Origin of the sequence: Pelagibius sp., from assembly GCF_965227505.1 — a bacterium.
Taxonomy (GTDB): Bacteria; Pseudomonadota; Alphaproteobacteria; order Kiloniellales; family Kiloniellaceae; genus Pelagibius.
The window spans coordinates 737,706-761,521 of sequence record NZ_OZ245757.1 but is presented as its reverse complement, the minus strand read 5'-3'; the positions used below and the strand labels follow the sequence as shown (position 1 = coordinate 761,521).

Annotated in this window: 27 protein-coding genes; 15 read left to right on the top strand and 12 right to left on the bottom strand. The window is 63.5% G+C overall.

Annotation, left to right across the window (positions count from 1 at the left end):
- Positions 1-5: 5 nt before the first annotated feature.
- Together ACO06P_RS03660 and ACO06P_RS03655 are read right to left on the bottom strand one after the other, a co-directional pair.
- The gene (locus ACO06P_RS03660) at positions 6-1,124 is read right to left on the bottom strand and encodes a DUF2336 domain-containing protein (RefSeq protein WP_420348652.1); all 1,119 of its coding nucleotides are present in this window, start codon (positions 1,122-1,124) and stop codon (positions 6-8) included.
- Between the two features lie 248 nt (positions 1,125-1,372).
- Complete coding sequence (locus ACO06P_RS03655; RefSeq protein ID WP_420348651.1) at positions 1,373-2,056, bottom strand: cupin domain-containing protein; 684 nt, start codon at positions 2,054-2,056, stop codon at positions 1,373-1,375.
- A 179-nt stretch (positions 2,057-2,235) separates the two neighbouring features.
- Between ACO06P_RS03655 and ACO06P_RS03650 the strand changes: the two genes are divergently transcribed.
- The gene (locus ACO06P_RS03650) at positions 2,236-2,931 is read left to right on the top strand and encodes a glutathione S-transferase N-terminal domain-containing protein (RefSeq protein ID WP_420348650.1); all 696 of its coding nucleotides are present in this window, start codon (positions 2,236-2,238) and stop codon (positions 2,929-2,931) included.
- A 114-nt stretch (positions 2,932-3,045) separates the two neighbouring features.
- A complete protein-coding gene (locus tag ACO06P_RS03645) occupies positions 3,046-3,666 on the top strand; it encodes a glutathione S-transferase N-terminal domain-containing protein (RefSeq protein ID WP_420348649.1) in 621 nt (206 codons plus the stop codon).
- A 47-nt stretch (positions 3,667-3,713) separates the two neighbouring features.
- Here ACO06P_RS03645 and ACO06P_RS03640 read toward each other — a convergent pair whose 3' ends face one another.
- From ACO06P_RS03640 to ACO06P_RS03610, 7 genes are all read right to left on the bottom strand, one after another.
- Positions 3,714-3,935, bottom strand: a complete 222-nt coding sequence (locus tag ACO06P_RS03640; RefSeq protein ID WP_420348648.1) for a hypothetical protein — start codon at positions 3,933-3,935, stop codon at positions 3,714-3,716.
- A gap of 117 nt (positions 3,936-4,052) precedes the next feature.
- The gene (locus ACO06P_RS03635; RefSeq protein WP_420348647.1) at positions 4,053-5,000 is read right to left on the bottom strand and encodes a DMT family transporter; all 948 of its coding nucleotides are present in this window, start codon (positions 4,998-5,000) and stop codon (positions 4,053-4,055) included.
- Positions 5,001-5,079: 79 nt separating this feature from the next.
- The gene (glk, locus tag ACO06P_RS03630) at positions 5,080-6,081 is read right to left on the bottom strand and encodes a glucokinase (protein WP_420348646.1); all 1,002 of its coding nucleotides are present in this window, start codon (positions 6,079-6,081) and stop codon (positions 5,080-5,082) included.
- Complete coding sequence (gene otsA / locus ACO06P_RS03625; RefSeq protein WP_420348645.1) at positions 6,078-7,463, bottom strand: alpha,alpha-trehalose-phosphate synthase (UDP-forming); 1,386 nt, start codon at positions 7,461-7,463, stop codon at positions 6,078-6,080. Before otsA ends, glk begins: the two co-directional genes overlap by 4 nt.
- Positions 7,460-9,256, bottom strand: coding sequence for a glycoside hydrolase family 15 protein (locus ACO06P_RS03620; protein WP_420348644.1), 1,797 nt, complete (start codon positions 9,254-9,256; stop codon positions 7,460-7,462). Before ACO06P_RS03620 ends, otsA begins: the two co-directional genes overlap by 4 nt.
- Before the next feature lie 6 nt (positions 9,257-9,262).
- Positions 9,263-10,054 carry a trehalose-phosphatase gene (gene otsB, locus ACO06P_RS03615; protein WP_420348643.1) on the bottom strand — a complete coding sequence of 264 codons (792 nt, stop codon included), beginning with the start codon at positions 10,052-10,054 and terminating at the stop codon, positions 9,263-9,265.
- A 265-nt stretch (positions 10,055-10,319) separates the two neighbouring features.
- Positions 10,320-10,937, bottom strand: coding sequence for a helix-turn-helix domain-containing protein (locus ACO06P_RS03610; RefSeq protein WP_420348642.1), 618 nt, complete (start codon positions 10,935-10,937; stop codon positions 10,320-10,322).
- 655 nt (positions 10,938-11,592) lie between these two features.
- On the opposite strand from ACO06P_RS03610, the gene ACO06P_RS03605 reads away from it, so the two are divergent.
- Complete coding sequence (locus ACO06P_RS03605; RefSeq protein ID WP_420348641.1) at positions 11,593-12,126, top strand: DUF6362 family protein; 534 nt, start codon at positions 11,593-11,595, stop codon at positions 12,124-12,126.
- Between the two features lie 59 nt (positions 12,127-12,185).
- Here the strand turns inward: ACO06P_RS03605 and hspQ are convergent, their stop codons facing one another.
- Positions 12,186-12,512 (bottom strand): heat shock protein HspQ, encoded by a 327-nt coding sequence (hspQ, locus tag ACO06P_RS03600; protein WP_420348640.1) that lies wholly within the window; start codon positions 12,510-12,512, stop codon positions 12,186-12,188.
- 475 nt (positions 12,513-12,987) lie between these two features.
- On the opposite strand from hspQ, the gene ACO06P_RS03595 reads away from it, so the two are divergent.
- The 8 genes from ACO06P_RS03595 (at position 12,988) to ACO06P_RS03560 (ending at position 18,954) form a co-directional block, all read left to right on the top strand.
- Positions 12,988-13,509 carry a TadE/TadG family type IV pilus assembly protein gene (locus tag ACO06P_RS03595; RefSeq protein ID WP_420348639.1) on the top strand — a complete coding sequence of 174 codons (522 nt, stop codon included), beginning with the start codon at positions 12,988-12,990 and terminating at the stop codon, positions 13,507-13,509.
- Complete coding sequence (locus tag ACO06P_RS03590) at positions 13,509-14,042, top strand: TadE/TadG family type IV pilus assembly protein (protein ID WP_420348638.1); 534 nt, start codon at positions 13,509-13,511, stop codon at positions 14,040-14,042. The genes ACO06P_RS03595 and ACO06P_RS03590 overlap by 1 nt, the downstream gene beginning before the upstream one ends.
- Before the next feature lie 345 nt (positions 14,043-14,387).
- On the top strand, positions 14,388-14,678 hold the full coding sequence (locus tag ACO06P_RS03585; protein ID WP_420348637.1) for a hypothetical protein: 291 nt from the start codon (positions 14,388-14,390) through the stop codon (positions 14,676-14,678).
- Positions 14,675-15,436, top strand: a complete 762-nt coding sequence (locus ACO06P_RS03580; protein WP_420348636.1) for a hypothetical protein — start codon at positions 14,675-14,677, stop codon at positions 15,434-15,436. Before ACO06P_RS03585 ends, ACO06P_RS03580 begins: the two co-directional genes overlap by 4 nt.
- Positions 15,424-16,227 (top strand): hypothetical protein, encoded by an 804-nt coding sequence (locus ACO06P_RS03575; RefSeq protein WP_420348635.1) that lies wholly within the window; start codon positions 15,424-15,426, stop codon positions 16,225-16,227. Before ACO06P_RS03580 ends, ACO06P_RS03575 begins: the two co-directional genes overlap by 13 nt.
- A 303-nt stretch (positions 16,228-16,530) precedes the next feature.
- Positions 16,531-17,337: a hypothetical protein gene (locus tag ACO06P_RS03570; protein WP_420348634.1), complete on the top strand. Its 807-nt coding sequence runs from the start codon at positions 16,531-16,533 to the stop codon at positions 17,335-17,337.
- 201 nt (positions 17,338-17,538) lie between these two features.
- The gene (locus ACO06P_RS03565; RefSeq protein ID WP_420348633.1) at positions 17,539-18,342 is read left to right on the top strand and encodes a hypothetical protein; all 804 of its coding nucleotides are present in this window, start codon (positions 17,539-17,541) and stop codon (positions 18,340-18,342) included.
- An 87-nt stretch (positions 18,343-18,429) separates the two neighbouring features.
- Complete coding sequence (locus ACO06P_RS03560; RefSeq protein WP_421938169.1) at positions 18,430-18,954, top strand: glycosyl hydrolase 108 family protein; 525 nt, start codon at positions 18,430-18,432, stop codon at positions 18,952-18,954.
- A gap of 21 nt (positions 18,955-18,975) precedes the next feature.
- On the opposite strand, the gene ACO06P_RS03555 is transcribed toward ACO06P_RS03560, so the two are convergent.
- Positions 18,976-19,422: a hypothetical protein gene (locus ACO06P_RS03555; RefSeq protein ID WP_420348632.1), complete on the bottom strand. Its 447-nt coding sequence runs from the start codon at positions 19,420-19,422 to the stop codon at positions 18,976-18,978.
- A gap of 131 nt (positions 19,423-19,553) precedes the next feature.
- Positions 19,554-20,129, bottom strand: coding sequence for a hypothetical protein (locus tag ACO06P_RS03550; protein ID WP_420348631.1), 576 nt, complete (start codon positions 20,127-20,129; stop codon positions 19,554-19,556).
- Between ACO06P_RS03550 and ACO06P_RS03545 the strand changes: the two genes are divergently transcribed.
- From ACO06P_RS03545 to ACO06P_RS03530, 4 genes are read left to right on the top strand one after another with little or no spacing between them, the layout of a single operon-like run.
- The gene (locus tag ACO06P_RS03545; RefSeq protein WP_420348630.1) at positions 20,128-22,065 is read left to right on the top strand and encodes a hypothetical protein; all 1,938 of its coding nucleotides are present in this window, start codon (positions 20,128-20,130) and stop codon (positions 22,063-22,065) included. The genes ACO06P_RS03550 and ACO06P_RS03545 overlap by 2 nt on opposite strands.
- Positions 22,066-22,089: 24 nt before the next feature.
- Positions 22,090-22,539: a hypothetical protein gene (locus ACO06P_RS03540; protein WP_420348629.1), complete on the top strand. Its 450-nt coding sequence runs from the start codon at positions 22,090-22,092 to the stop codon at positions 22,537-22,539.
- A gap of 6 nt (positions 22,540-22,545) precedes the next feature.
- A complete protein-coding gene (locus tag ACO06P_RS03535; RefSeq protein WP_420348628.1) occupies positions 22,546-22,971 on the top strand; it encodes a hypothetical protein in 426 nt (141 codons plus the stop codon).
- Between the two features lie 34 nt (positions 22,972-23,005).
- Positions 23,006-23,446 carry a hypothetical protein gene (locus ACO06P_RS03530; protein WP_420348627.1) on the top strand — a complete coding sequence of 147 codons (441 nt, stop codon included), beginning with the start codon at positions 23,006-23,008 and terminating at the stop codon, positions 23,444-23,446.
- Positions 23,447-23,816: the final 370 nt, after the last annotated feature.

The window sequence follows — 23,816 nt, the reverse complement described above, 5'->3', positions numbered from 1 at the left end:
AGCGCCTAATCCTGTTCCGTCAACCGGCCGATCTGAAACATGACACTTTCCAAGCCGTCGGGACTGAGCCTGCGGTAGGCCCTTACGAGGTCGTCGACGATGTGCTGCTCCAGGACGTCGGCATGGATCGTTGACCCCTTGGCACGGCGCGCCTGCAACACGATTTCAAGGACAACCTGGAACGCTTTTTGGAGATGATCCGGAAGGCCGGTCTTCCGATAAAGGGACTGCAGCGCCGGGGTGCCGGCTTCGCGCAGGACCTTCTGCGCCTTGGAAGCGGAGACGCGGGCAAGCGTGGCAAATCCGGTGCCGACGAACTCCAGTTGGCCGGTGCAGAGCACCCTCAGCAACAAGGTCGCCGTCAGGCTTCCGTTCAGGTGAAGCCGCATGGCCGCCGCCTCAATCTCCTCCGCGGAATCCAGTGTGGCCAGAGACCGGGCAAGAGCCCGTTCGCGGCCGTGCCGGGCAAGCTGATCGGCCAGCGTCGCAGGGAAGCTGTGCTTGTCGACAAGGCGCGCCCGGAGTTCTTCGCATACGAGGACGACCAGCCGCTCCTGAACTGCGAAAGGCAGTGTGCGACGTTCTACGAGAAGCTTGTGGATGTCCGGCTCTTCGGCGAAGGCGTCGAGGAGCTTGCGGTAGGACGTCTCGGAGATCTCCGCGCCGTCGTTCGCCAGCAGAATCTCCACCACGCTTTGCTTGCCGGTATCGACAAGGGCGCTGGAAACGACCTCGCTGACGGTGTCGCGGGCGGCAATGGCGCATTGCTTTTCGGTGCTGCCGGCCTCGACGATCGCAAGGAGGTCCCGGTCCGAGAGTGCCAGAGAGGTGCGGAGAATCGGCGTGGCGACGGATTCGATGTCCTGGGCGAGGGTAAAGGCAATGCTGTCCGGCAGCAGCGGTGAGGACTTGATGTGCTCAGCGAAGCTCTGGCGCACGTCGGCTTCGGTATGGCAGGCCAGCCAGCGGAAGACCTCCAGCGCTGCCGAGCGCTCCTCGTTCGACATAACGCCGCGGCTGAAGGCTTCGGCAGCGCGGACCGCAATCTGGCCGGGCGTGAAGGGCGCCAGGTCTCCGCCGAATTCCTGAGTGTTACTCGCAAGTTCGACCATCGAACTATCCATCTAATGATCTCGTTGCGAGAAAGCTAAACAAAATGAAAATAGTAGTCAATTTTTATTGATATGAATTTCCTTTTTATTTGAATTAAGTTCAATATGTATTTGTCATAGATTTTAGATAAATCCGATCCGACTTTGCCTGTTGTTCAAAGCAAGGCCATCCCCGAGCGACGATCGACCGGTCACCGGACCGCAAGGGCACCCGATGATCGCACGTGGCGGAGATATGGCTTCGGGTAAGACGGCGCGGATTAGGCCCGCAGGTGATTGCGCTTGATATAGAGCGTCGTCTCCGTCCCGGCGGTCACGACAGTGGAGAGCCCCCTCGGTTCCCGCAACCAGGCACCGGCATTCAGGCGCCGCTCGTCATGGCCGAGGCGGCCGGAGACAACAAAGATCTCCAAGCCGGCCCCGGCGGCGTTGGCGTCGACCAGGGCCGGCGGCAGGGACGCGCCCGGCGCGAGGCGCACCAGACGGATGTCCTCCGGATAGCCGGCGTCCTGGTAGAGCATCAGCTCCTCGGCGCCCGGGGCGACGGCCCGCCAGCCATCGGCACCGTTGGTGTCGACCACCACGTGCTCGCGGTTTGCGCCTGGGAACTGGCACAGCTTGACGAAGATCGTACAGCCTTCCGTCGAAAAGGGGGCGTGGCGGAAGCCTTGGGGGTTCAGCAGATAGGTGCCGGCCGGATAGTCGCCGTGCTCGTCCGAGAAGGTACCCTCCAGGACCAGAATCTCCTCGCCCTGAGGATGGTCGTGGGAATGAAAACTCGACTCGGGGTCGTAGCGGACCACCGAAGTCACGCGACTGAACTCCCCGTCCACCAAGTCCAGGCGCTTGCGCCACACGGTGGCGCTGGGGCTTGCCTGCCAGTCCATCTTGGCCGTGTCCATTTCCGCCGGCTGGCTGAAATCGGCGTTCAGGCTGTAGCTCATCGCCTTCTCCGTGGTCTCTCTATCCCTAGGTAGGGACACTGTCCGGCGGCCTCAAGATCGATCTTCGGCCTTGCAAAGACTCTCCAGGGACCGCATGTGTTCCCCCATGCGCGGCAGGGGTGCCGCCGGATGGTCCCTGGAAAGGAACGCCATCCTCCTATGGGGCAAGGAAGAAGGTCATGGCAATCGAGCTCTACTCCTGGGCAACGCCCAACGGGCACAAGATACATATCATGCTGGAGGAACTGGGCGTTCCCTACAACGTGCATGCGATCAACATCGGCGCCGGCGACCAGTTCGATCCGGAGTTTCTCAAGGTCAGCCCGAACAACAAGATGCCGGCGATCGTCGATCCCGAGGGACCCGATGGCAAGCCCATCTCGGTGTTCGAGAGCGGGGCGATCCTGATATATCTGGCCAACAAGTACGGGAAGTTCTTTCCGGAAGAGCCCCGTGCGCGCTACGCAACCCTGCAGTGGCTGATGTGGCAGATGGGCGGCCTCGGGCCGATGCTGGGGCAGGCGCACCACTTCAGGAATTACGCCCCCGAGCGCATCGAGTACGCCTATCAGCGTTATACCAATGAAGCCAACCGGCTCTACCGTGTCTTGGATACGCGCCTTTCCGAAGCCCGCTTCCTGGGCGGCGACGCATACTCCATCGCAGACATCGCCGCCTGGCCATGGACCCGCACGCCCGACCGCCAGGGCGTGAACCGCGACGATTATCCCAACTACAAGCGCTGGTTCGAGGAAATCGCCGAGCGCCCGGCGGTGCAGCGGGGCGTTGAGGTGCTGGCCAATCTGCGCAGCGAGGGCTTCGACGCCAAGGCCAAGGAAATCCTCTTCGGGGCAACGCAATACGCCCGGAGATAGGGGCGGAAAGGGGATCGGCGAAGACGAACGCTCTCTCGTGCGGGAGCGATCCGCGCCGACCCGTTCGAAGAGTCATTCATTCAGGGGTGATGCGGAGCAGGGGAGCACTGACAGGTGACCATCGACTTCTATACCTGGACCACACCGAACGGCAGAAAGGTCTCCATCGCCTTGGAGGAACTGGGGCTGGACTATGCCGCCCACTCGGTCAACATCACCAAGGATGAGCAGTTCGCTCCTGATTTCCTGAAAATCAGCCCGAACAACAAGATCCCCGCCATCGTCGATCCCCAGGGCCCTGACGGCGAGCCCATTTCGGTCTTCGAGACGGGCGCGATCCTGCTGTACCTGGCCGAGAAGACAGGGCAGCTGATGCCGGATGACCCGCGCGACCGCAACGCGGCGCTGCAATGGCTGATGTGGCAGATGGGCGGCTTCGGCCCGATGCTGGGGCAGGCCCATCACTTCCGGCGCTTCGCGCCAGAGCAGATTCCCTATGCCGTCAATCGCTACTCAAACGAAGCAGGGCGGCTTTACGGCGTTTTGAACAAGCGCCTGGAGGAGGTTGAGTATCTGGCCGGAGACTACTCGGTGGCCGATATCGCGACTTTTCCCTGGGCGGCCCGGCACGAGTGGCAGGGGATCGTCCTGGAGGACTTCCCTCAGGTGAAGCGCTGGTACGACGCCATCGCGGCCCGGCCGGCGGTGGAGAAGGGCATGGCGGTTCCAGGCTAGGCAGGACATAAAGTCCCTGCGATGGAACCGCCGGGACTTCCCAGCGGTCAGGCGGACGGCCTGCGACCCCGGCGCCGGCCCCTCGGCCGCAGAGCCACAATCTCGGAAGGTGCGGTCTCGGCGCGGCCCGCCAGGACGGCCAGCTCGTCCTTGCAGCGCTGCAGGTTCAAGAGTTCCCGCGAATCGTCCCGATCATAGACCTCGACGCAGCTCAACTTGATCTCAACGAGATCGATCAGCGTTTCGACGGAGGATTTCGACAGTCCCATCTGATGCCCCTGACTGTTTTGATTAGATCGAGGGCATTTTTTGAGTAAACCGGTTAAGGGGGAGTAAAGCCACAGCCATCGGCTTGTGGATTTTTTCTTCCCGCCCGGACCGAGGTGTCAGGAGGGATTGGGAGGCTCCGCCCGACGCCGAAGAAGAGAGCCGCGGCGACGGTGGAAGGCCTTGAAGAGACGCCCGTCGATCACAGCCAGGCCCAGGAAGATAAGCAGCATTCCCGCCAGGGCCGTAAGGGTGACCGCCTCACCGAGCGCCAGGGCGCCGAGAAGGACAGCTGCGACAGGGATCAGGAAGGTGACCAACAGCAGGTTGGTCGCGCCGGCGCTGGCGAGGATCCGAAAGTAGAGGATGTAAGCGAAGGCGGTGCTGATCACCGCCAGGGTTGCCAGGGCGGACCAGGTTGCGAGATCGGGCCTCGCGGTCCACGGGCTTTCGAGCAGCAGCGCGACCGGCAACAGCATGACCGCGGCGCAGGCCGTCATACAGCCGGCGGAGACGATCGGGCTGAAGCGTCTGAGACGGCGGCCGAAGATGCCGGCCATGGCATAGGACATGGCGGCGGCCATGACGGCCATCTGGCCCCAGGACTGGATACCGATGCCGGCCAGGGCGCCCGGGCCGATCAACACCACCGCCCCCAGGAAGCCGATGCCGACCCCGGCCGCACCGTGGCGGGTCATGCGCTCGTCCTTCGTCAGGAAATGCGCGAAGACGAAGGCGAAGAGCGGCGTCGTGGCATTCAGGATCGAGGCCAGTCCACTGTCGATAGAGACCTGCCCCCACATGATGAGAGAAAAGGGCAGGGCGTTGTTGATAAGCCCCATGAAGGCGAGGGTGCCCCAGTCGGTCCAGCCCTTTGGCAGCTCCTCGCCCCGCATCGCGGCAAAGGCCAGCAGCGCCATGGCGGCAAGACCGACGCGTGCCGTGGCCAGGGTAAGGGGCCCGAGGTCGCGGAGGCAGATCTCGGTGAGGAAAAAGGAAATGCCCCAAACCAGAGCCAGCAGGACGATCTGCAACCAATCGCGATAGGTCATTTGCGGTGGACGCATGCGCCGTCTCCAAAAACCGGTTCCGCGGCCAGAATAGGGGCCTCATCAGACTTCTATATCCGCTTCTTGCGGGCTTCAGCTATGCGGCGGGAAAGCGATCCGGGGTACACAAGAGCTGCTGTGCGGCCACGGAAAGGCCGGCGAAGGCGGCATCAGGCTGACGGATGAGCCAGGTCGGAATCTCGGCGAGATAGGGTCTCAAGCGGCCTTTGTCTTCGAACCGTTTGCGGAAATCCGATGCGGCGAGGAATTCAGGAAAGCGCGGCAGGATGCCGCCGCCGAGATAGACCCCGCCCTGCGCGCCATAGCAAAGCGCCATGGAGCCCGCAAAGGATCCGAGAAAGGCGCAGAAGACTTCCAGCGTGCGGCGGCACAAAGCGTCCGAGTCCTCAAGCCCACGGTCAGTGATCTCCGCCGGCGTCATCGCTTCGACGGCCACGCCTTCGAGGGTGGAGAGAGCCTGATGAATGTTGGCGAGACCCGGGCCGGACAGCAGACGTTCGGCGGAAACATGACCATGGCGCGTGCGCAGAAAAGCCAGCACATCGGCCTCGACATCGTTGGTGGCTGCCATCGTCGAATGGCCGCCTTCGCCAACCAGAACCCGAGGCTGTGGCGCAGCGGGCATGAAGGCGGCGACGCCGAGACCCGAGCCGGGCCCGATCACGGCCAGCGCACCGCCCGGGGCCGGAAGAGAGGGGCCTATCGCGATGCGGTCCTCCTCCGTGAGGCGGTCAAGGCCGAGGGCGAGAGCGGCATAATCGTTCATCAAGCGGACCGAACGAAAGCCAAAGCGCCGGCGCAGTTCGTCGCTGCGGGCCTCCCAGCCCGAGTTGGTCATTTGAGCGTGCTCGGCGCTGACCGGGCCTGCAAACGCAAGGACGGCCGCTGCCGGTGGTGTCTGGACCGGCATCGCCAGTGTTTCGAGAGCCGAGGCCAGGGCGTCATAGGAGGTCTCGTATTCGGCAACCTTCAACCGGACCAGAGGTCCGCGCCCGTCCGGTGTCAGTAGCGCAAAGCGCGCATTGGTGCCGCCGATGTCGGCCAGCAGTGCGGCAGCGTCGTTGCCGGGAGCGCTCAAGGGATCGGTTTCCCGTGCTGCAAGGTGTCGAGGTAATTGCCCCACCAAGCTGTCACATCGTTCACGGCAATGGCGCGATACATTGATCGCCAGCGCTCCCGCCGTGCCTTGAGCGGCATGGTGAGGGCTTCCTGGATGCGCTCGGCCACGCCTTCGACGTCATAGGGGTTCACGATGAGCGCGCCATCGAGTTCCCGCGCTGCGCCCGCAAAGCGGGAGAGCACCAAAACCCCAGGATCCTTTGCGGACTGGGCGGCAACGTACTCCTTCGCCACAAGGTTCATTCCGTCGCGCAGCGGTGTGACAAGCGCGACGCGGCTGCTGCGGAAAAACCCCGCGAGGACCCGCCGGCTGAAGCTCTTGTTGAGATAGCGGATCGGTACCCAATCGTACTCGGCAAATGCGCCGTTCACGCGCCCGGCGGTGGCCTCCAGTTCCCGGCGAATGTCCACGTAGTCCGCGACATCGGCGCGCGAAGGGGGATTTATCTGCAGGAACACCACGTTGCCCCGGTTGTCGGGGTAAGTGGTCAGAAGGTGCTCGAAAGCCTCGACACGATTGATTAGGCCCTTTGAGTAATCCAGCCGGTCGACGCCGATGATCAAGTCCCGGCCGATGAGGCTTTTCTTGAGACGCTCGACCTGGTTCGAGTTCTCGCTGTCTTCGGCCATCTTGGCGAAGATCTCCGTATCGACGCCGATGGGGAAGGCGCCGGCGCGGAGCGTGCGGCCGAACACGCGAATAACCCCGTTCTCGCCGATCTCGCCGCCGACCTCGCGGCGGATGTAGTCTTGAAAGCACTCCAGGTCTTCTTCCGTCTGAAAGCCGATAAGATCGTAGGCGCAGAGGGCCTTTACGATCTCGCGGTGCCAGGGGAGCGCGGTGAAAACCGGCAGCGCAGGCCAGGGGATATGCAGGAAGAAACCCATCTTGTGCCGGCAGTTGGCGTTGCGCAGGCGCTCGGCGAGCAGGGTGAAGTGATAATCATGCACCCAGACAACGTCCGTGTCCTTCAGGAGCGGCTGCAGCCGATGCGCAAAATGCGCGTTGACCCGCTCATAGCCCTGCCAGGTTCGCTGCGAGAACTCCGCCAGGTCGAGGCGGTAGTGGAAAAGCGGCCAGAGCGTCGAGTTCGCAAAGCCCTTGTAGTAGTCGTCGTAGTCACGCTGGGTGAGATCTATGGTGGCGAAGGTGGTCTTCCCGACTTCGGCGACGCTTGGCTGGTCGTAGTCGCGTGCCAGCACCTTGCCGCTCCACCCGAACCAGATGCCGCCGTGCTGTCGCAGCGCAGCGCGCAGCGCAACGGAGAGCCCACCCTCCGATCCCGGCCGGGACAGCTTGCTGGCCGCAACACGGTTGGAGACGACGACGAGGCGGCTCAATAGGCTTCCTCCCAGGACTTCGAGAGACGCATCGCGGAGCTGATCAGGCCGACCATGGAGTAGGTCTGGGGAAAATTGCCCCAGAGCTCTCCGCTCTGCGGGGCGAGGTCTTCCGAGAGAAGGCCCATGGCGTTGCGCGCGGCGAGCATGGTCTCGAAGAGGGCGCGGGCTTCGTCGGTCCGGCCGACGGCAGCAAGCGCATCGATATACCAGAAGGTGCAGACATTGAACGCGACTTCCGGCGAGCCGAAGTCGTCCGGTGCCGCATAACGCTGAATGAACTGGCCGTGCTTCAGGTGTCTTTCGATCTGCTCGAGGGTGCCCAGAAAGCGCGGATCCGTGGCGGGCAGAAAGCCGATTTCCTGAAGGCACAGCAGGCTGGCATCCAGGTCCTTGCCGCCGAAGGTCGAGACGAGGCTCCCCAGATCGTCGTTCCAGGCACGGTCCAGAATACCCTGGCGGATGCTTTCCGCCGCCGCAGCCCAGTGGCTTTGGCGTTGCGGCATTTCCAGCTGCGCGGCGATCTTGGCCAGGCGGTCGCAGGCCGCCCAGCACATGACGCTGGAGTAGGTATGCACCTGCTGGCGGGTTCTGAGTTCCCAAAGGCCGGCGTCGGGCGCGTCCCAGAGCTTGACCGCCTGTTCGCCCAGGCGCTCCAGCTTCTCGAAGAGACTGATGTCTCCCGGGTGGTCGAGGCGGCGGTCAAAGAAGCTCTGGGTCGAGGCGAGGATAACGCTGCCATAGCCGTCGTTCTGAATCTGCGTATAGGCGCTGTTGCCGATACGCACCGGACCCATGCCCCTGTAGCCGGGCAGGGACTCACAGACGGCCTCGTCGAGCTCGGCCAGTTGAGAAATGCCAAAGACCGGCTGAAGGTGGCCGTCGGCGGCGTTGGCCCCGACATTCGAGGCCACGATGTTCGAGATGTAGTTGAGGAAGCCCTCCATGGTCTTGGTCGCGCCAAGACGGTTGAGGGCATGGACGACGAAGTAGGCATCTCTCAGCCAGCAGTAACGATAGTCCCAGTTGCGGCCGGAGTCCGGGGCCTCCGGGATCGAGGTGGTCATGGCGGCGATGATGGCCCCCGTCTCCTCGTAGCTGCACAGCTTCAAGGTGATGGAGGCGCGGATCACCGCGTCCTGCCACTCGAAAGGCAGCGCCAGGTAGCGGCACCATTCCCGCCAGTACTCGTCGGTCTTCTTGAAGAACTCGCGGCTGGTCTCGTCCACGGGGGCGGTGAGGCTTTCATCGGGTCCCAGGATCAACGTCACCGGGCGTTCAAGAATGAACGGCGTCTGTTCGGTGACATAGGTGATCGGCCCGTCGGTGGTCAGCCGCAGGGTAAGATGCGGCATCACGAAGCGCAGATGGTTACTGCCCCGGGTGATCTCGGGATCGCACCGGCCGTAGTCGTAAGTCGGGCTGACGCGCAACCTTATGCGCGGGCTGCCGGACAAGGGCCTCACGTGCCGGATAATCGACGGCGGCCTGTGGATACGGTCGAAGTGCTTGAAGCGTGGCGCAAAGTCCGTGATCTCGACGACGCCGTCGGCAGAGTCGTAGAGCCGGGTCACCACCACGGCCGAGTTCTCCCGGTAGTGCTGTTCGGAGCGCACGAAGTCGAGAAGTTCGATTTCGTAGACGCCTCTGGCGCTGTCGTCGCCGGCGACGAGGTTGGAGAACACCGGGTCGCTGTCAAAACGCGGCATACAGGCCCAGACGATGCGGGCGCGCTGATCCAGCAAAGCCCCGAAGGTGCAGTTTCCGATTACGGCAAGATCAAGTGTGTTCACGTCGCGTCAGACCTGGGTCCTGTCAGCAGTAAATCTTGTAAGCCAGGCATGCACCGCCTGTTCGTCGGACAAGCGGTGCCGGGCCTTGGTGGCGCCGGCAGTCCCCACTTTGATGGAAAGTCCGCCGAGGCGATTCACCGTGTCAAAGCCGTCTTCGTCGGTGACGTCATCGCCGACGAAGACCGGCGCCCGGCCGTGAAAGGGAGCCTCTTCCATGAAAGCCGCAATGGCGGTTCCCTTGCTTGCGCCCTTGGGCTTCACTTCGAGCACCATCTTGCCACGTTTCAATTCGACCAGCGGACCTGATTCCCGCAGCAAGGCTGCGACGATTCGCTCTGCCTCACCCTCAAGCTGGGGCGCCATGCGAAAGTGCAGAGCCATTGCGAGTCCTTTGTCTTCGAGCAGCAATCCCGGGTAGGCATCGGCAAATTCTGCGAGAGGTTGCCGCAAAGCGTTTAACACATCCGCTCGGTGCCCGGTAGCGATGTCGCCCTCCGCTTTGCGGCTCTCCAAGCCATGGACCCCGGCAGCGGCCAGGCGCAGCGGTGTGAAAAGGGCATCCAGTTCGGCGATGCGGCGCCCGCTGACCAGGGCCAGGGCGCCATCGAGGCGTTCTTGTATGTCTGCTAACAGAGACACCAGGAAGTCCGGCACGCGCACCTCCTGGGGACGCGGAGCAAATGAGAGCAGCGTTCCGTCCACATCGAGAAAGAGCGCAGACTGTGCAGGCGGCACAGGGCCTTGCGGACCCGGCCCTGCACCGGCGGTCGACTTCAGAATGGCTGACCCAGAGTCCATGTTCGGAATGCTTTTTTTGATGCCCCCTCTCTAGAGGGACCACATTGCTCAGCGACGTCAAGCGTCAAGAGCGGCGCGGCTGGCCGGTGTGGCGCCTGATGTTTCGAGGGCCTTGCGTGTTTGGACCGCCTTGGTGATTCAAAGGGCGAAAACCGCAACAGTCCTGTTCGCATCCTGGCTGGATTTCCGGATAAATGAGTCGAGACAATCGCCTTCAGGTTGGATCGTCAGCCGGTGAAAAGCGGTTACCGCAACGGGTCAGGCACTAGGGACGGGGCCTCAGTTTAACCCAGGTGACCGGTGCCACCCATTCGACGGGAACGTTGTGCTCGATCGGCGTGGCGGCATTGACCGAGACAAGCGTTACTTCTCCCTTCTTGTTGCCCGGCTCGACGATTTTGACGAGCTGACGGCCGTCCTTGGTCTGGACGACACACTCGCGCCCATAGCAGTTCGCGAGATCGAGCCCCTCCTCGCGGGTGTAGCCGAGATGCTCTCCATCCTTGAAGCGCGGAGCCATGGAGTTGCCGCGGACGACGACACAGACACCCCCGCCTTCGCCTTGAGGCGCCTCAATTTTATAGAGACCGCTGCCTTTGGCATGATCGTCGATTGACATCACTGTCTCCCCGGCACCGACGTAGCCGACCACTAGGCTGGAGGCCTTGATGCTGCCGCTGATCGGAGCGCCGAGCTTGATCATCAGGTCGTCCAGCGGCGTCTCCAGATAGTCGGCGATCTCGACCGCCTCTTCGATCTTGATGCTGCGGCTCTGATTGAGGATCTCGGTGATGCGCGAGGGGTCCAGCCCCATGTGCTTGGCCAGCCCCCTCTGGGTTTTGCCAAGCTGGCGCAGGCGTTGTTGGAACCATTGTTTTTGCATGAGCATAAATTGCGAAATTTGCTACGATATGTCTATTGCAATTTTCGCAATCCATGGCTACGATGAGTTGCGAATTACGGAACATATTCCAGGGAGAATGCGGTGGCAGAAGCAGCAGGACCTTCGTCTGAGACGTCCGCCAGAAAGGGCGCATTCGCACAGCGTGGGTCGCCGAAGGAGGGGCGCAGGATCCCGGCGGCTGCCGTGCGCCGTGCGGTCGAGGATCTGCTGCTGCGGAGCATGCCACCGGAATGGACCTTTCGCATGCTGCCGCCGGCAGCCGATGGCTGCCGGGGCCCGGGGCAGCTGCCTGATACGGTGATCATCTCTCCTGCCGGGCGGTGCTACTTCCTGTTGGTAAAGGCACCGCGAGACCGCTGGTGGGACGGTGACATCAGGCGGGTGGAGGCGGAGAAGGTGACAGAGGAGGAACGGCGACTGATGGCGCACCTGAAGCGCGCCGGGAATGGTGCACGTGCCGTTTGGAGCGAAGAGGATGCGCGGCGCGCTCTGGTCGCATGGGGCTGCCGGCTGCATCCGGACGCGCCGGCTGCGAGAAAGGGCGACCGACAGATCCCCCGTTCACCCAGATCGGGGAACCGCCCGCCGCTTCGCTTTTGGCGCGGTGCCTGAGAGGATGCGGAGCCGGACGACAATGAATGGCCAGCGCGCCACCGGAAAGACCTTGGCGCGCGGCCGCTCGGCCCTTGCGCACGGCCGTGTTCTCGCCAAGTCGGCCGGGTGCGACGCGCCCAGCCTGCGGGATGCGCTTTGGGAGCTGCTGATGGAAGCCGCGGATACCCTGTCGCGCCTGCCAAACCGCGAGCGGGGCTGGCTGACGGCGGCAAGTCGCGCGCACTGGCCGGATTTCGTCCGGCATTACGACGACAGTCTGCGCGGCGGGCACGCGGCGACCGATACGACGACGCTGCGGCGAAGCCCTGCGAGCGCCGAGGCTATCGACCGCATGGACATCGTGCTTGCCTGGTTGCCGTTGGCCGGAGGCAAGAACCCGCGGCGCGACCTGGCCGTCCTCTTCGGCCTTGCCTGCGGAGCCAAGGTCGCCGTGTTGCGCAGACGCTTCGGGTGTGGCCGGCGAACGATCTATGACATTCGCGACCGTGCGCTGAAGCGTCTTTCTGTGCGCATTTCAGCAGAGCTGGGTCTGGAGGCAGATGCGGAGCTTTAGGCGGTTCGTCCCTCAACGGGCACACAGCGAAGCGGCCGCTGCCTGGTTGGGGTACGCGGTCAGTTGGCGAGAGACTGCCGTGGCACGTAGTGGCCGTCTTCGAACCCGGTGAAAAGATCTTCGACCTGAGGGTGGGATACGGCGTCCCCGCTTTCGTCGATCACAAGGTTCTGCTCCGATACGTAGGCGATGTAAGACGTCTCAGCGTTTTCCGCCAGGAGGTGATAGAACGGCTGGTCCTTGCGTGGCCGAATATCCTCCGGGATCGCCTGCCACCACTCCTCGGTGTTGGAGAAGGTCGGGTCGACATCGAAGATCACGCCGCGAAAAGGAAAGAATCGATGCTTCACGATCTGGCCGATTTGAAACTTTGCCGTTCTCATCATCTGCTTGCCGCCGGAGCGGCCCTGTACCGTTTCTTTATCCTTTAGTCATATGCGGTCTTTCGGGGAAGAGACAAGGGAGCAGTCGCCGGGGGCACGCCCAGGCGCCTACGCCGGCGCCCGAAGAATCGGTTCGAAATTGCGCTAAATCCGATCTGCTTTCTTCTGCGGTATCATGAGAGAGAAGGCGCATAACCCAATAAAAAAAATAGACAAATTAATTCGCTTAAATTGCCGACTTCATGAGCGCGGCCGCGCGGGGAACGCCCGGACCGGGGGCACTGCCGGCGGCGCACTTCGCTTAAGGGTTTGTTAAGCGGAACGCAGTCGAATCGCTATTCAGGAGGATCAGGACTCGCAGGCGCAAGAGCGTTTGCGTGCCTCCTTTGAGAGGACTGCGATGCTTACGAAAGCAAAGGTTGATCAAGGGGGTCGGCCCGGAACGGGCCGCCGGGGCCGAAGCTATGGCCGCGCCCTGTTGAAGCGCGCTGCATGCGCTGCCGGGCTGCTGCGTGACGAACGCGGCAGCGCGGTGATCGAGTTCGCCTTTGTTGCACCGCCTTTCATACTGCTCTTGACGGGATTGATTGAGATTTCCGTGATGTTCTTCACCGGCAGCGTGATCGAGGGCGCGACAAAGGAAGCGGCGCGCGCGATTCGCACCGGCCAGATACAGAGCGATGCAGACCCCGTGACGGCATTCCGAACCAAGCTCTGCGACTCGCTCTACAACATCATCGACTGCACGGAGGTGCTGTTCAATGTCCGCACCTTCTCCGACTTCGGGTCCGTTTCCATGCCGATCGAGATCGATCAGGACGGCGAGATCATCAACAACGGCTTCACGCCCGGCGGCAGCGGTGCTGTCACCGTGGTTCGCGCCATCTACCGCTGGGAGTTCATCACGCCGTTGATCGAAGAGGCGCTTCCGGGCGGTCAGGCGGGTAACCTGATCATCTCGACCGTCGCGTTCCAAAACGAACCTTACGACGTGAACTGATGCTGAGGCTGGCGCGCAGACTCACCGCTGACAAGAGCGGCAACGCGACAGTGGAGTTTGCCGCTCTGCTGCCGATACTGCTTCTGCTTTTGATCGGGGTTGTCGAGATCACAAACCTGCTGCGTCTCGACAGAAAGGTGGTCGCCGCCGCCCAGACGACGGCGGATCTGATCACCCAGCAGCGCAGCGTCACAAACGGCCAGATCACCGACATTCTTCGTGCCGCAGAGCTCATTGTCGAACCCTTCCCGTCAGCGCCCCTGGCAGTCGGCATCAGCGCGGTCCGCTTCGACGAGGACACCGGCGCGCCCGTGATGGACTGGCAGGAAAGCAAGAACGGCGGAACTGTTCCCAATGCACTTACCCTGGCCCAGAACATGGGTGCCCCGGGCGAGGGCGTCGTCATCGTCAGGGCCACTTACAGCTATGCGCCGGTGTTCTTCGAGTTTGTGGTCGGCCAGACCAGCATCGAGGAAGTCTCTATCCTGCGCCCGCGACGCAGCGCCTTCGTCGAGGGGCCGACGCCCCCGTAGACGCCCTCCCTCTAGAGTCGCCGCCCCGAAACGACAGCCCGGACAATCATGAGCCGCCCGCGCGAACTTTAGGAAAGCGGCTAGGAAAGGCGGCCTTTGTCGTCCTGTGCCTGGCCGGTGCCCGGCGCGCTGCCCGGCGGGGCACCCAGTTCCGGTTTCGCAGCTGCTCAAAGAAATTGCGATTGACGCAATTTTTTATGTTGCACAGCCTGCACAGTTTTGGCATCTTGTCTGAGTAGGGTCCACGAATTGCGAACGGCGCCGAGGCCTGGAAAAATGCGGCGTTCCAAGCAGTCTCGACGGTCCCTGCAATTCCCCTGTGACAACTTCCCGGAACTCCCCGCGATGCCAAAGCGCAGCACCGTGGCGCCCGGACTTGCGCAAACCGCAAAGGATGCGCCGGAGGCCGAGGCGCGCGGCGACAGCACCGATATGCCTGCAGAGGCTCCGCCCGCGGCCCCTGCGACGCCGCTCGAGTTCATGCTGTCGGTGCTGCGCGACCCCGAAGCCAGCCTGGCGGACCGCAAGTGGGCGGCGGAGAAGGCGGCGCCCTACCTGCATCCGCGTCTGCAGACAGTGGAGCACGGCGGTGAAGTAACCCTGCGCCACGAGGACGCGTTGCAGGACCTGGCATGAGCGCGCCCGCGCGCGAACGCAGGATCCGACAGCGCCTGAAGGACGACCTGCCGCACTATGCCGCGCGCTGCCTGACCATCCGCACCAAGGCCGGCAGCCTGGAGCCGCTGCGCCTCAACAAGGTGCAAAAACAGATTCACGAAAAGGTGGAGGCACAGAGGGCGGCAACGGGCCGGGTGCGGGCGCTGATCCTGAAGGCGCGGCAGCCCGGCGTCTCCACCTATGTTGGCGCGCGTTTCTACTGGAAGGTCACCCACGGGCGCGGCCTGCGCGCCTTTATTCTGACTCACCGCGACCAGGCGACGGCAAACCTCTTTGCCATGGCCAAAAGATTCCACGACTGCTGCCCGCCGCCGGTGAAACCGCTGACCAAGGCGAGCAACGCCAAGGAGCTGACCTTCGGCCTGCTGGACTCGGGCTATCAGGTCGGAACCGCCAAGGCCTCCGGCGTCGGGCGCTCCGACACCATCCAGTTCTTCCACGGCTCCGAGGTGGCCCATTGGGCCAACGCCGAGGAGCATGCCGCCGGCGCCCTGCAGGCGGTGCCCCAGAGCACAGGCACCGAGATCATCCTGGAGTCCACCGCCAACGGCGTCGGCGGCCTGTTCTACAATCTCTGGCAGGCGGCGGTGCGGGGGAGGGGGACTATCAGGCGATCTTCATTCCCTGGTTCCTGCACGACGGCTACCGCAAACCGGCGCCGCGCGGCTGGCGGCCGCCGGAGTCCTTCCGCACCTATGGCGCCGTGCACCGCCTGACCCGGCCCCAACTCTACTGGGCCTGGGCCAAGAACGCCGAGCTGGCTGCGGCCAGCGGCGAGGGTACAGACGCACTGACCTGGCGCTTCAAGCAGGAGTACCCGGCAACCGCACAGGAGGCTTTCCAGGTGAGCGGCCAGACCTCTCTCATCCGCCCCGAACTGGTGGTGCGCGCGCAGGGCCACGAGGCCGGCGACCAGGACCACGCGCCCCTGGTGCTGGGCATCGACGTGGCACGGGGCGGAGGCGACCGCTCCCACCTCATCGACCGCCAGGGGCGGGCCGCCGGGCGGCACATCAACCGCGCCGTCGACTGCGGCGACACCATGGAACTGGCCGGCCTCATCGCGCGGGAGATCGAGCGCCTGCAGCCCGAGCGCGCCTTCATCGACATGGGCTCCTTCGGGGCCGCGGTCTACGACCGCCTGGCGGAGCTGGGCTACCGTCGCCGGGTGACGGGCGTGAGTTTCGGCGCCCGTGCCCAGGACGCGCGCCAGTACGCCAACAAGCGCGCGGAGATCTGGGGCGCGCTGCGCGACTGGCTGGCCGACGCCGGCGGCGCGGAACTGCCCGACGACCCGCTGCTGCACAGCCACCTCTGCGCGCCGGGCTTTCAAATCAACAGCAACCAGCAGCTGCTGCTGGAGGCCAAGGACAGGATCAAGGCGCGCCTCGGACTCTCGCCCGATGCCGGCGACGCGCTGGCGCTGACCTTCGCCGAGCCCGTGCGCCGCGATCGGCGCAGCCAGGCCGAGCGCAGCGAAACCGCCTACACCGTCCATGATTGGTGACGCCTCCCTGAGTCTCTCTTTTGCCGCGGCGGCAACGGCCCGGTGCACTCCCCACGTTCGGTCCTGCCTCACCTCCCTGCCGAACGGCACCGGGCCCACCGGCCGTCATCGCGGTTTCGATTTTCAAGGAAAGCGCGCCCGCCCGCACTTCGCCTGCGAAGGCTGAGGGGAACGCGCGTTTGCGCCGTCGGTGACGCGCCTGCCGACGGCGATGGAAGAGGCGCACCCGCCCGCGGCCCCGTCTGGCTGTCACGCCCGACGGGGCCGTGCTCTTTTCGTGTTTCTCATTGGAGGTTCAGCATAATGTCCGATGCCAACATCGGTGATTTCTCCACCAACCCGGCCGACAACATAACCGTGATGTCTGTCGACATTGGTGGCTGTATGAAAGTGGAACAGATTGACGATGCATTTCGTCGCGTGCTTGCCGTTGTGGCAGGCGCGGACTTCGGCGGCAAGACCGTGAAAGCGGACACCATCATCGAGAGCACCCTGGACGCCGGGGTGACCATCGAGGGTGTGCTGCTCAAAGACGGGATGATCACCGGACTCAACAACCAGAACTCGGAAGCCATTTTCCGCACCGGTGACTTCAGGGAGACCATGCGGAAGTCGGCCGATCCGGGCTGGCTGCTGGCAAACGGCGATACGATCGGGTCGGCGGGCTCCTCAGCCACGCAGGCAAGCGCCGACAACGAGGCCTTGTTTCTGTTCATCTGGAACAATTACGACGACACAAGAAATCCGGTTGTCGGCGGCCGCGGCGCCTCGGCGGAAGCAGACTGGGCGGCGAACAAGGCAATCACTCTTCCCAACCGGAACGGCCGTGTGGGCGTTGGTGCAGGCGCGGCGGCGGGTCTGACCGCGCGTGAGGCCGGGGATACCGGCGGTGCCGAAACGGTTGCCTTGACTGCGGCGCAGAACGGGCCACACGATCACAGCATCACCAAGGGAAGGAAGTTCGGCTCCGACCAAGGCGGCAGTGCGGGCTGGGGCAACGATCTCGGCAACGCAGGCAATCAGACCTTCACCACGACCAGTTCGGGCACGGGTGAAGCGCACGAGAACATGCCGCCCTTCTACGTTCCCGCCTATCAGATCAAGCTCTAGCAGCGTCTCTTCGCCGGCCGCCAGGTGACACCTGCACATGGTGGCGATCGACCTTGCCGCGGCGGCAACGGCCCGGTGCATCCCCACGTTCGGTCCTGCCTCCCTCCCTGCCGAACGGCACCGGGCCACCCCGCCGGTGACACAGTGACCCCGCGGGCCTGACTGCCTACCGGGCCGCCGCCTTTCCGAACGGAGTTTTCCATGACAGACGACGCCTCCCCGGAGGCTGCTGGCGATGTGGCTGGCGGCCCGTCCTCTGCTGCGCCAGCTCCGTCGGAGCGCCGCCGTCCCTCGATCTTCGACCTGCGCGCCGTCGCGCCGCTGGGGCCGGAGGAACAGCGGGCCAAGGAGGACGCCATGGCTCGCGCGCTGGAGTTTGGTGCCGCGCCGGTGCGCGACGGGCGCGGCTGGGCCCTGGAGGTGGATTTCATCGAGGCCAACGGCGAGGCGGTCGAGCCCTGGAAACACGACCGGGAGCACAAGCGCCTTTACCGCCGCAGCCAGAAGCTGGCCAAGGCAGCGGGACAGCTCATCGGCCAGCCGGGAGACCGGGAGGAATGGGGCAAGCGTCTCGCACGGCAGTTTTACCGCGAGGGCTCCGACCCCGAGGGGGCGGTGCGCCATGGGCTCTTCGAGGCCATCTGGCGCTTCGACCACGTCTACGACAGCTTCACCGTGCCGCGGCGCTACGGCCCCCACAACATTAAGACCGGGCGCATCGCCGCGGTGGCGGAGGAGGCGCGCCGCAAATGGCAGGCCGAGGGCCTGGCGCCCGCGGATGTGTTCTGGGTACGCAATCGGCGCAACACCGGCCTCGTCCTCGTCACCCCCAACCCCGATCCGAAAGCGCCGGCAGTCCCGGTGCCGGACGAGTTGGCGCCGAAAGCAACTGAGCAGGACATCCTGGGCGGGCAGGGCGCCGAAACCGTCACCGGCGAGGCCAAGATCGGGTCCAGTGCGATGCCACAGCTTACGCAGGCCAACCCTCAGCAACAAACCGGGTAGTCTCCAATCACCGCGGATGCCCTCTTCAAAACCTACCGTCAAAACCTTGCGATATGGGAAGGCGGTGTCGCCGACAGGCCGCTCAGCGTGGATCCGGGAGGCGTCACCAACAAAGGAATATCGAAGGGTTTTCTAGACGAGCTTAGAAAGCTGCCCAGGTATCGTAACCTGCCGTCCGATCCACGAAGTCTCTCTGATGCGCAGATCGATGCCATCTACCGTACAGAGAACTTTGACCGACCGCAGATCTGGAGGCTGGCACAGGTTACGGGCCTCTTGGCGGACGCCCCACAACTTGTTGAACAGATGTTTGACGCTGGTGTACAGCATGGAATCGACAACCCCGGGAAGTGGCTTCAGGAAGCGCTCGATGAAACGCTCGGAACGGACCTGAGAAGCGCAATCAAAGGAAAGCTCGAATACGACGGAATCGTCGGATCGGGAACACGCAAGGTTGTTGAACAAGCGGTGAAGGCGGGAAAGATCACCGAGGTGAATGATCTCATTGTCGATAAGCGTATCGCTTACATGAAGGCGCTGCCCAATTACTCCGGAAATCCCGGTTGGATCACGCGGGCCGAGTCCTTTCGGATCAAGCCGCCAAGTCCATAACTTGTTTCCGACCTTCTTCGTTCAGAGTTTGTAGCGGTTGCGTTGGTCAGCCGCTGCGCGGAGAGTTTGCTCCATCAGGCGGGCAAGCGCGCTAACGTGCGAAGTGTGATATTGCGTACCGCAGAAGAGACAGCCTTGATGTTCGTTGTACAGTTTCCAGTATAGGCCGCCATAGCTCATGCGGATTGTATCGAGCTGCTTTGCAGCTTCCTCCCTTGTCAGAACGTCTGGCGAGAAGAGAACCTCGAACTGGTCGAGGATCCGTTCCTCGAGGCAAAGGACGCTGCGGAGTATTCCCTCTCGTGCGTCAGCGGTGGAGCCCGCGCGAAGCTCATAGCTCTGTGCCCAGCAGGCATCGATCATGGCCTGAGCATCGATTGGCTCAAAGGGCTCCCCTCCGCCGGCCATTGCGGGTGACGGAATAGTCAGCCACATCAGGGCCGAACAGAAGACCGCCGAACGCTTCATATTCCTTGTCTCCCCTTTACTAAGTCAAAGGATGCATGGGAATGTGGCGAAGTTAGGACACTACCCAATGCAGGCGCCAATCCCGGATGGTTTCCGCGGGCGGAATCCTTCAGGATTGGGCCGACCGCGCCTTAGCAATAGCGAAACCTCTTCTCCGCAGCGACGTCTCTGAGGATCGTCTCAAGGAATCTGATGTAGCTCTCGATGTAGCGCATCCCTGGAAGAAGTCCGCACGACTGCGAGCAGTATCGATTGAGGGAGTAGATCCGAAAGTAGAGTTCTCCGTGAAGGTCTTCCATGGCCTTCAGGTGGGCCGCAGCATTCTGGGTGAATTCCGGGAGCAGCCAGGCATCGATTTGTGTAAGGACAGCCTGCTCCATACAAGCCTGCGTGATGTCGAGCCCTTCGCCGTAGGCAGCCGCGGAACCGGCGGCCCGTAAGTCTGACGATTCTTCCCAACAGGCAGAGATGATCGGCTCAGGGTCGAAGGGTTCGAAGGGCTCCCCACCGCCAGCCATTGTGGGCGAAGCGACGAACAGCCACAGCGCGACTGAACAGAAGACCGCCGAACACTTCATTTTCCATGTCTCCCCCGTGTTCATCCGAAACATGCGTGGGGATTGCGGCGAAGTTTGGGCGCGGCCTGCCATGACCCCGGGGGCCTGACGTCCTGCCGGGCCGCCGCCTTTCCGAACGGAGTTTTCCATGACAGACGACGCCTCCCCGGAGGCTGCCGGTGCGGGCGCCGGCGGCCTGCCTTCTGCTGCGCCTGCACCGCCGGAGCGCCGCCGTCCCTCGATCTTCGACCTGCGTGCCGTCGCGCCGCTGGGGCCCGAGGAGCAGCGGGTCAAGGAAGACGCGATGGCCCGGGCGCTGGTCTTTGGGGCGGCGCCGGTGCGCGACGCGCGCGGCTGGGCGCTTGAAGTCGACTTCATCGAAGCCAACGGCGAGGCGGTGGAGCCCTGGAAACATGACCGGGAGCACAAGCGCCTCTACCGCCGCAGCCAGAAGCTGGCTAAGGCGGCGGGGCAGTTGATCGGCCAGCCCGGAGACCGGGAGGAATGGGGCAAGCGTCTCGCACGGCAGTTTTACCGCGAAGGTTCCGACCCCGAGGGCGCGGTGCGCCGCGGGCTCTTCGAGGCCATCTGGCGCTTCGACCACGTCTACGACAGCTTCACCGTGCCGCGAAGGTACGGCCCGCACTACATTAAGACCGGGCGCATCGCTGCGGTGGCCGAGGAAGCGCGCCGCAAATGGCAGGCCGAGGGCCTGGCGCCCGCGGATGTCTTCTGGGTACGCAATCGGCGCAACACCGGCCTCGTCCTCGTCACCCCCAACCCCGATCCGAACGCGCCGGCAGTCCCGGTGCCGGAAGACCTGCCGCCGGAAGCACCTGACCAGGACATCCTGAGCGGGCAGGGCGCCGAGACGGTCACCGGTCAGGCGGAGATCGAGGAGGCCTTCGAGCCCTTCCTTCCGCCCGACGACTTCGACATCCCGACCGAGGCTTACGACCCCAGCGGCTTCTACCGCTTGGAGGAGGGAGAGGACGGCGCCGTCTTCGTATTCGATCCCGAGGCGGCGGCGGCGGATGCGCGGCGGCGGATCGATCCGCGCAGCCTGGACGACCTCGCCGAGGGTTTCCTCGCCGTGCTGGATGCCGGGCGCGACCCGGACGATCCGCAATGGCAGCAGCGCGCGCGGCTGCTGGCGGAGTTCCTGCCGGGCACGGGTCACGCGATCTCGGCCCGCGAGGCCTACCTCGCCTTCGAGGCCGCCAGCACGGCGATGCAGAACGGCGACTGGGAAGAGGCGCTGCTGAAGGGCGGCGAGTCGCTGCTCAACGCCGTCGGGGCGGTGCCGGTCTTCGGTGACCTGCTGCGCCTCGGCAAGGGCGCGGTGAAGCTCGCCAACCTGCTGCTCACCTTCGGCCGCCGCCTGGAGGTCAAGCCCCAGGTGCTGGCCATGGCGTCAGCCGGCGGCAGCGGAGGGCGCAGTAGCGGCGGGGGACCCGGGAGTGTCCTTGGCAGCGGGAGTGGCGGGGCGGGCAAGAGCCGGGACGGGCCGAAGGAGCGTTTCACCTTGCCGCTCTCGGAGATGACGGTGATCAAGCCCGCAAGGGATAAGGCCAGACTGCAAAAGTTCGACGCCGTGGGAACCCAGCTTTACGTCGGCAAGGGCGAGGTGGTCGCGACGCGCGTCTGGGAGCGGGGCGTTCCCCTGGGGTTCCGCTCCGCCGATCACATGCGAACCTTTGCGACGATCACTTTCAACAGGATTCGCGGTGTGGCGCCGGACGTGCGGATTGCGCTGAGAGGCAGTGCGGTGACGGGCCGGTCCTTTCACACAGTCCGCAAGGACTATACGGGGCCTTACTTCGACGCCAAGCCTTCTGAAGCGAGCGATTTCGATCTGGCGCTCGTCAGTCCGACGCTGATGCAAAAGGCCAGGGAACTGGGAATCCCCCTGCGGTCCAACGGAAAGCGAACAGCAGAACTGACGTCCAAGGATTTGCAGGACCTCGGACTTGGCGGTCTGGACGACGATCTGAAAGACAAAGTGGACAAGCGTATCGTGACCTTCATGATCTACGACTCCAATCGGACTTTGCTGTCGCGTGGCACCGTCATGATGCTACGATGACACCGTACAGACAGGATGAGATTGATGAGAGCCAAGCTTTGGTATGCAGGCGAGTTCGGTATCGAGGTTGATGAGGCCGCCTGGGAAGAAAGTCTGGAGGCCGTGACCGATCGGCTGGCCGAGCATCTGGAACGGGCCACCGGTATTACCCTCACCGGCTGGGACAGCCCGTCGCGGGGTGGGGTGTACTATGAAGGCCGGGAGAAGCGCGATGACGGCCAGGAAATCCAAGTATGGATGCGCCCCAACTTCGCGCCGGAGAGCGGTGACTGGTGCATGGACGACTATAGGACACACGCCGTCATCGTTGGCCTTTTTGGCAACCGCCAGGAGCAAGTTGAGGACCTCCAAAGGGCCATTCTCGGCTCCCACGAGCTTGGCGCAACGCTTCTTGAGCGCACGGTCCACCGGTCAGGCCAGAGACGTGAGGTCGCCTATTCGCTGAAGGATGTGGCGAAGCTATCTGAAGTATGATCTGATGTGCCGGCTGCCTTCAGCCGCACCGTGAATGACATCCTTCTTGCCAAGATTGAATCCCATCCTGCGCCCCCGGATTTCGGCCTGCGGATCGCGCTGAGAGGCAGTGCGGTGACGGGCCGGTCCTTTCACGGAGTCCGCAAGGACTATACGGGGCCTTACTTCGACGCCAAGCCTTCTGAAGCGAGCGATTTCGATCTGGCGCTCGTCAGCCCGACGCTGATGCAAAGGGCGAGGGAACTGGGGATCCCCCTGCGGTCCAACAGAAAGCGAACAGCAGAACTGACGTCGCAGGATTTGGATAGGCTCGGACTCGGCGGCCTCGATGGCGAGCTGAAAGACAAAGTGGGCAAGCGTACCGTGACCTTCATGATCTACGACTCCAACCAGACTTTGCTGTCACGTGGCACCTTCATGATGCTACGTTGACCGAATGAAGACAGAAGACAGATGGACGAGAGCAATGAGCAAGTACTCTCACATATTTGGGATTAAGGTAGATGAGCAGGATTGGGAAGAGGGTGTGGATGCGGTGACCGATCGGCTGGCCGGGCATCTGGAACGGGCCACGGGCATTGCGCTCACCGGCTGGGACAGCCCTTCGCGGGGAGGGGTGTACTACGAAGGCCGGGAAGAAGGTGGTGGCGGGCAGAGCATGATCGTATGGATGCGCCCGAACTTTGCGGCGGAAAGCGGCGATTGGTGCATGGACGACTATCGGGAATACGCTGTCATCGCCAGTGTGTACGGCAGCCGCCGCGAGCAGGTTGAAGAGCTTGAAAGAGCGGTTCTAGCTTCCCGAGACCTTGGCGCAACGCTTCTGCTCCGTGAAATTGTCAGGCCGCACCAAAGGGGTGAGTTCCTCTTCTCACTCAAAGATACGGCGCGCCAAGCGAACAACTGATCCGCTGCGCCGTTCATAATCAGCGACGCAACGATGTGGCGTCTCACGGCCCGAAGCGAACCTCAAGAGATCCGCTTCCAGAGTTCCACAGTGTCCAGACCGAGCATGCCCGTGGTCGGGAGATCAGCTTCATGTTCTATGAATCGGTCGCGCGGCGCCGCCTCGCGCTGACCGAAGGACACGCAGGATCAGCGGTTACCCAGCGGACTGCAATTTTTCCGCTGCGAGACGGCAACATGACTCTAGCACTGCCCCAACGAAGCGGCCATATCTGAGCCTATCATTTTGTAGACGAGGATCCCGTGCCGCCTCGCGCCGGCCGGAGTACGGGCAGGGCCAGCGGTCACCCAACGGACTGCTATCTCTCCGC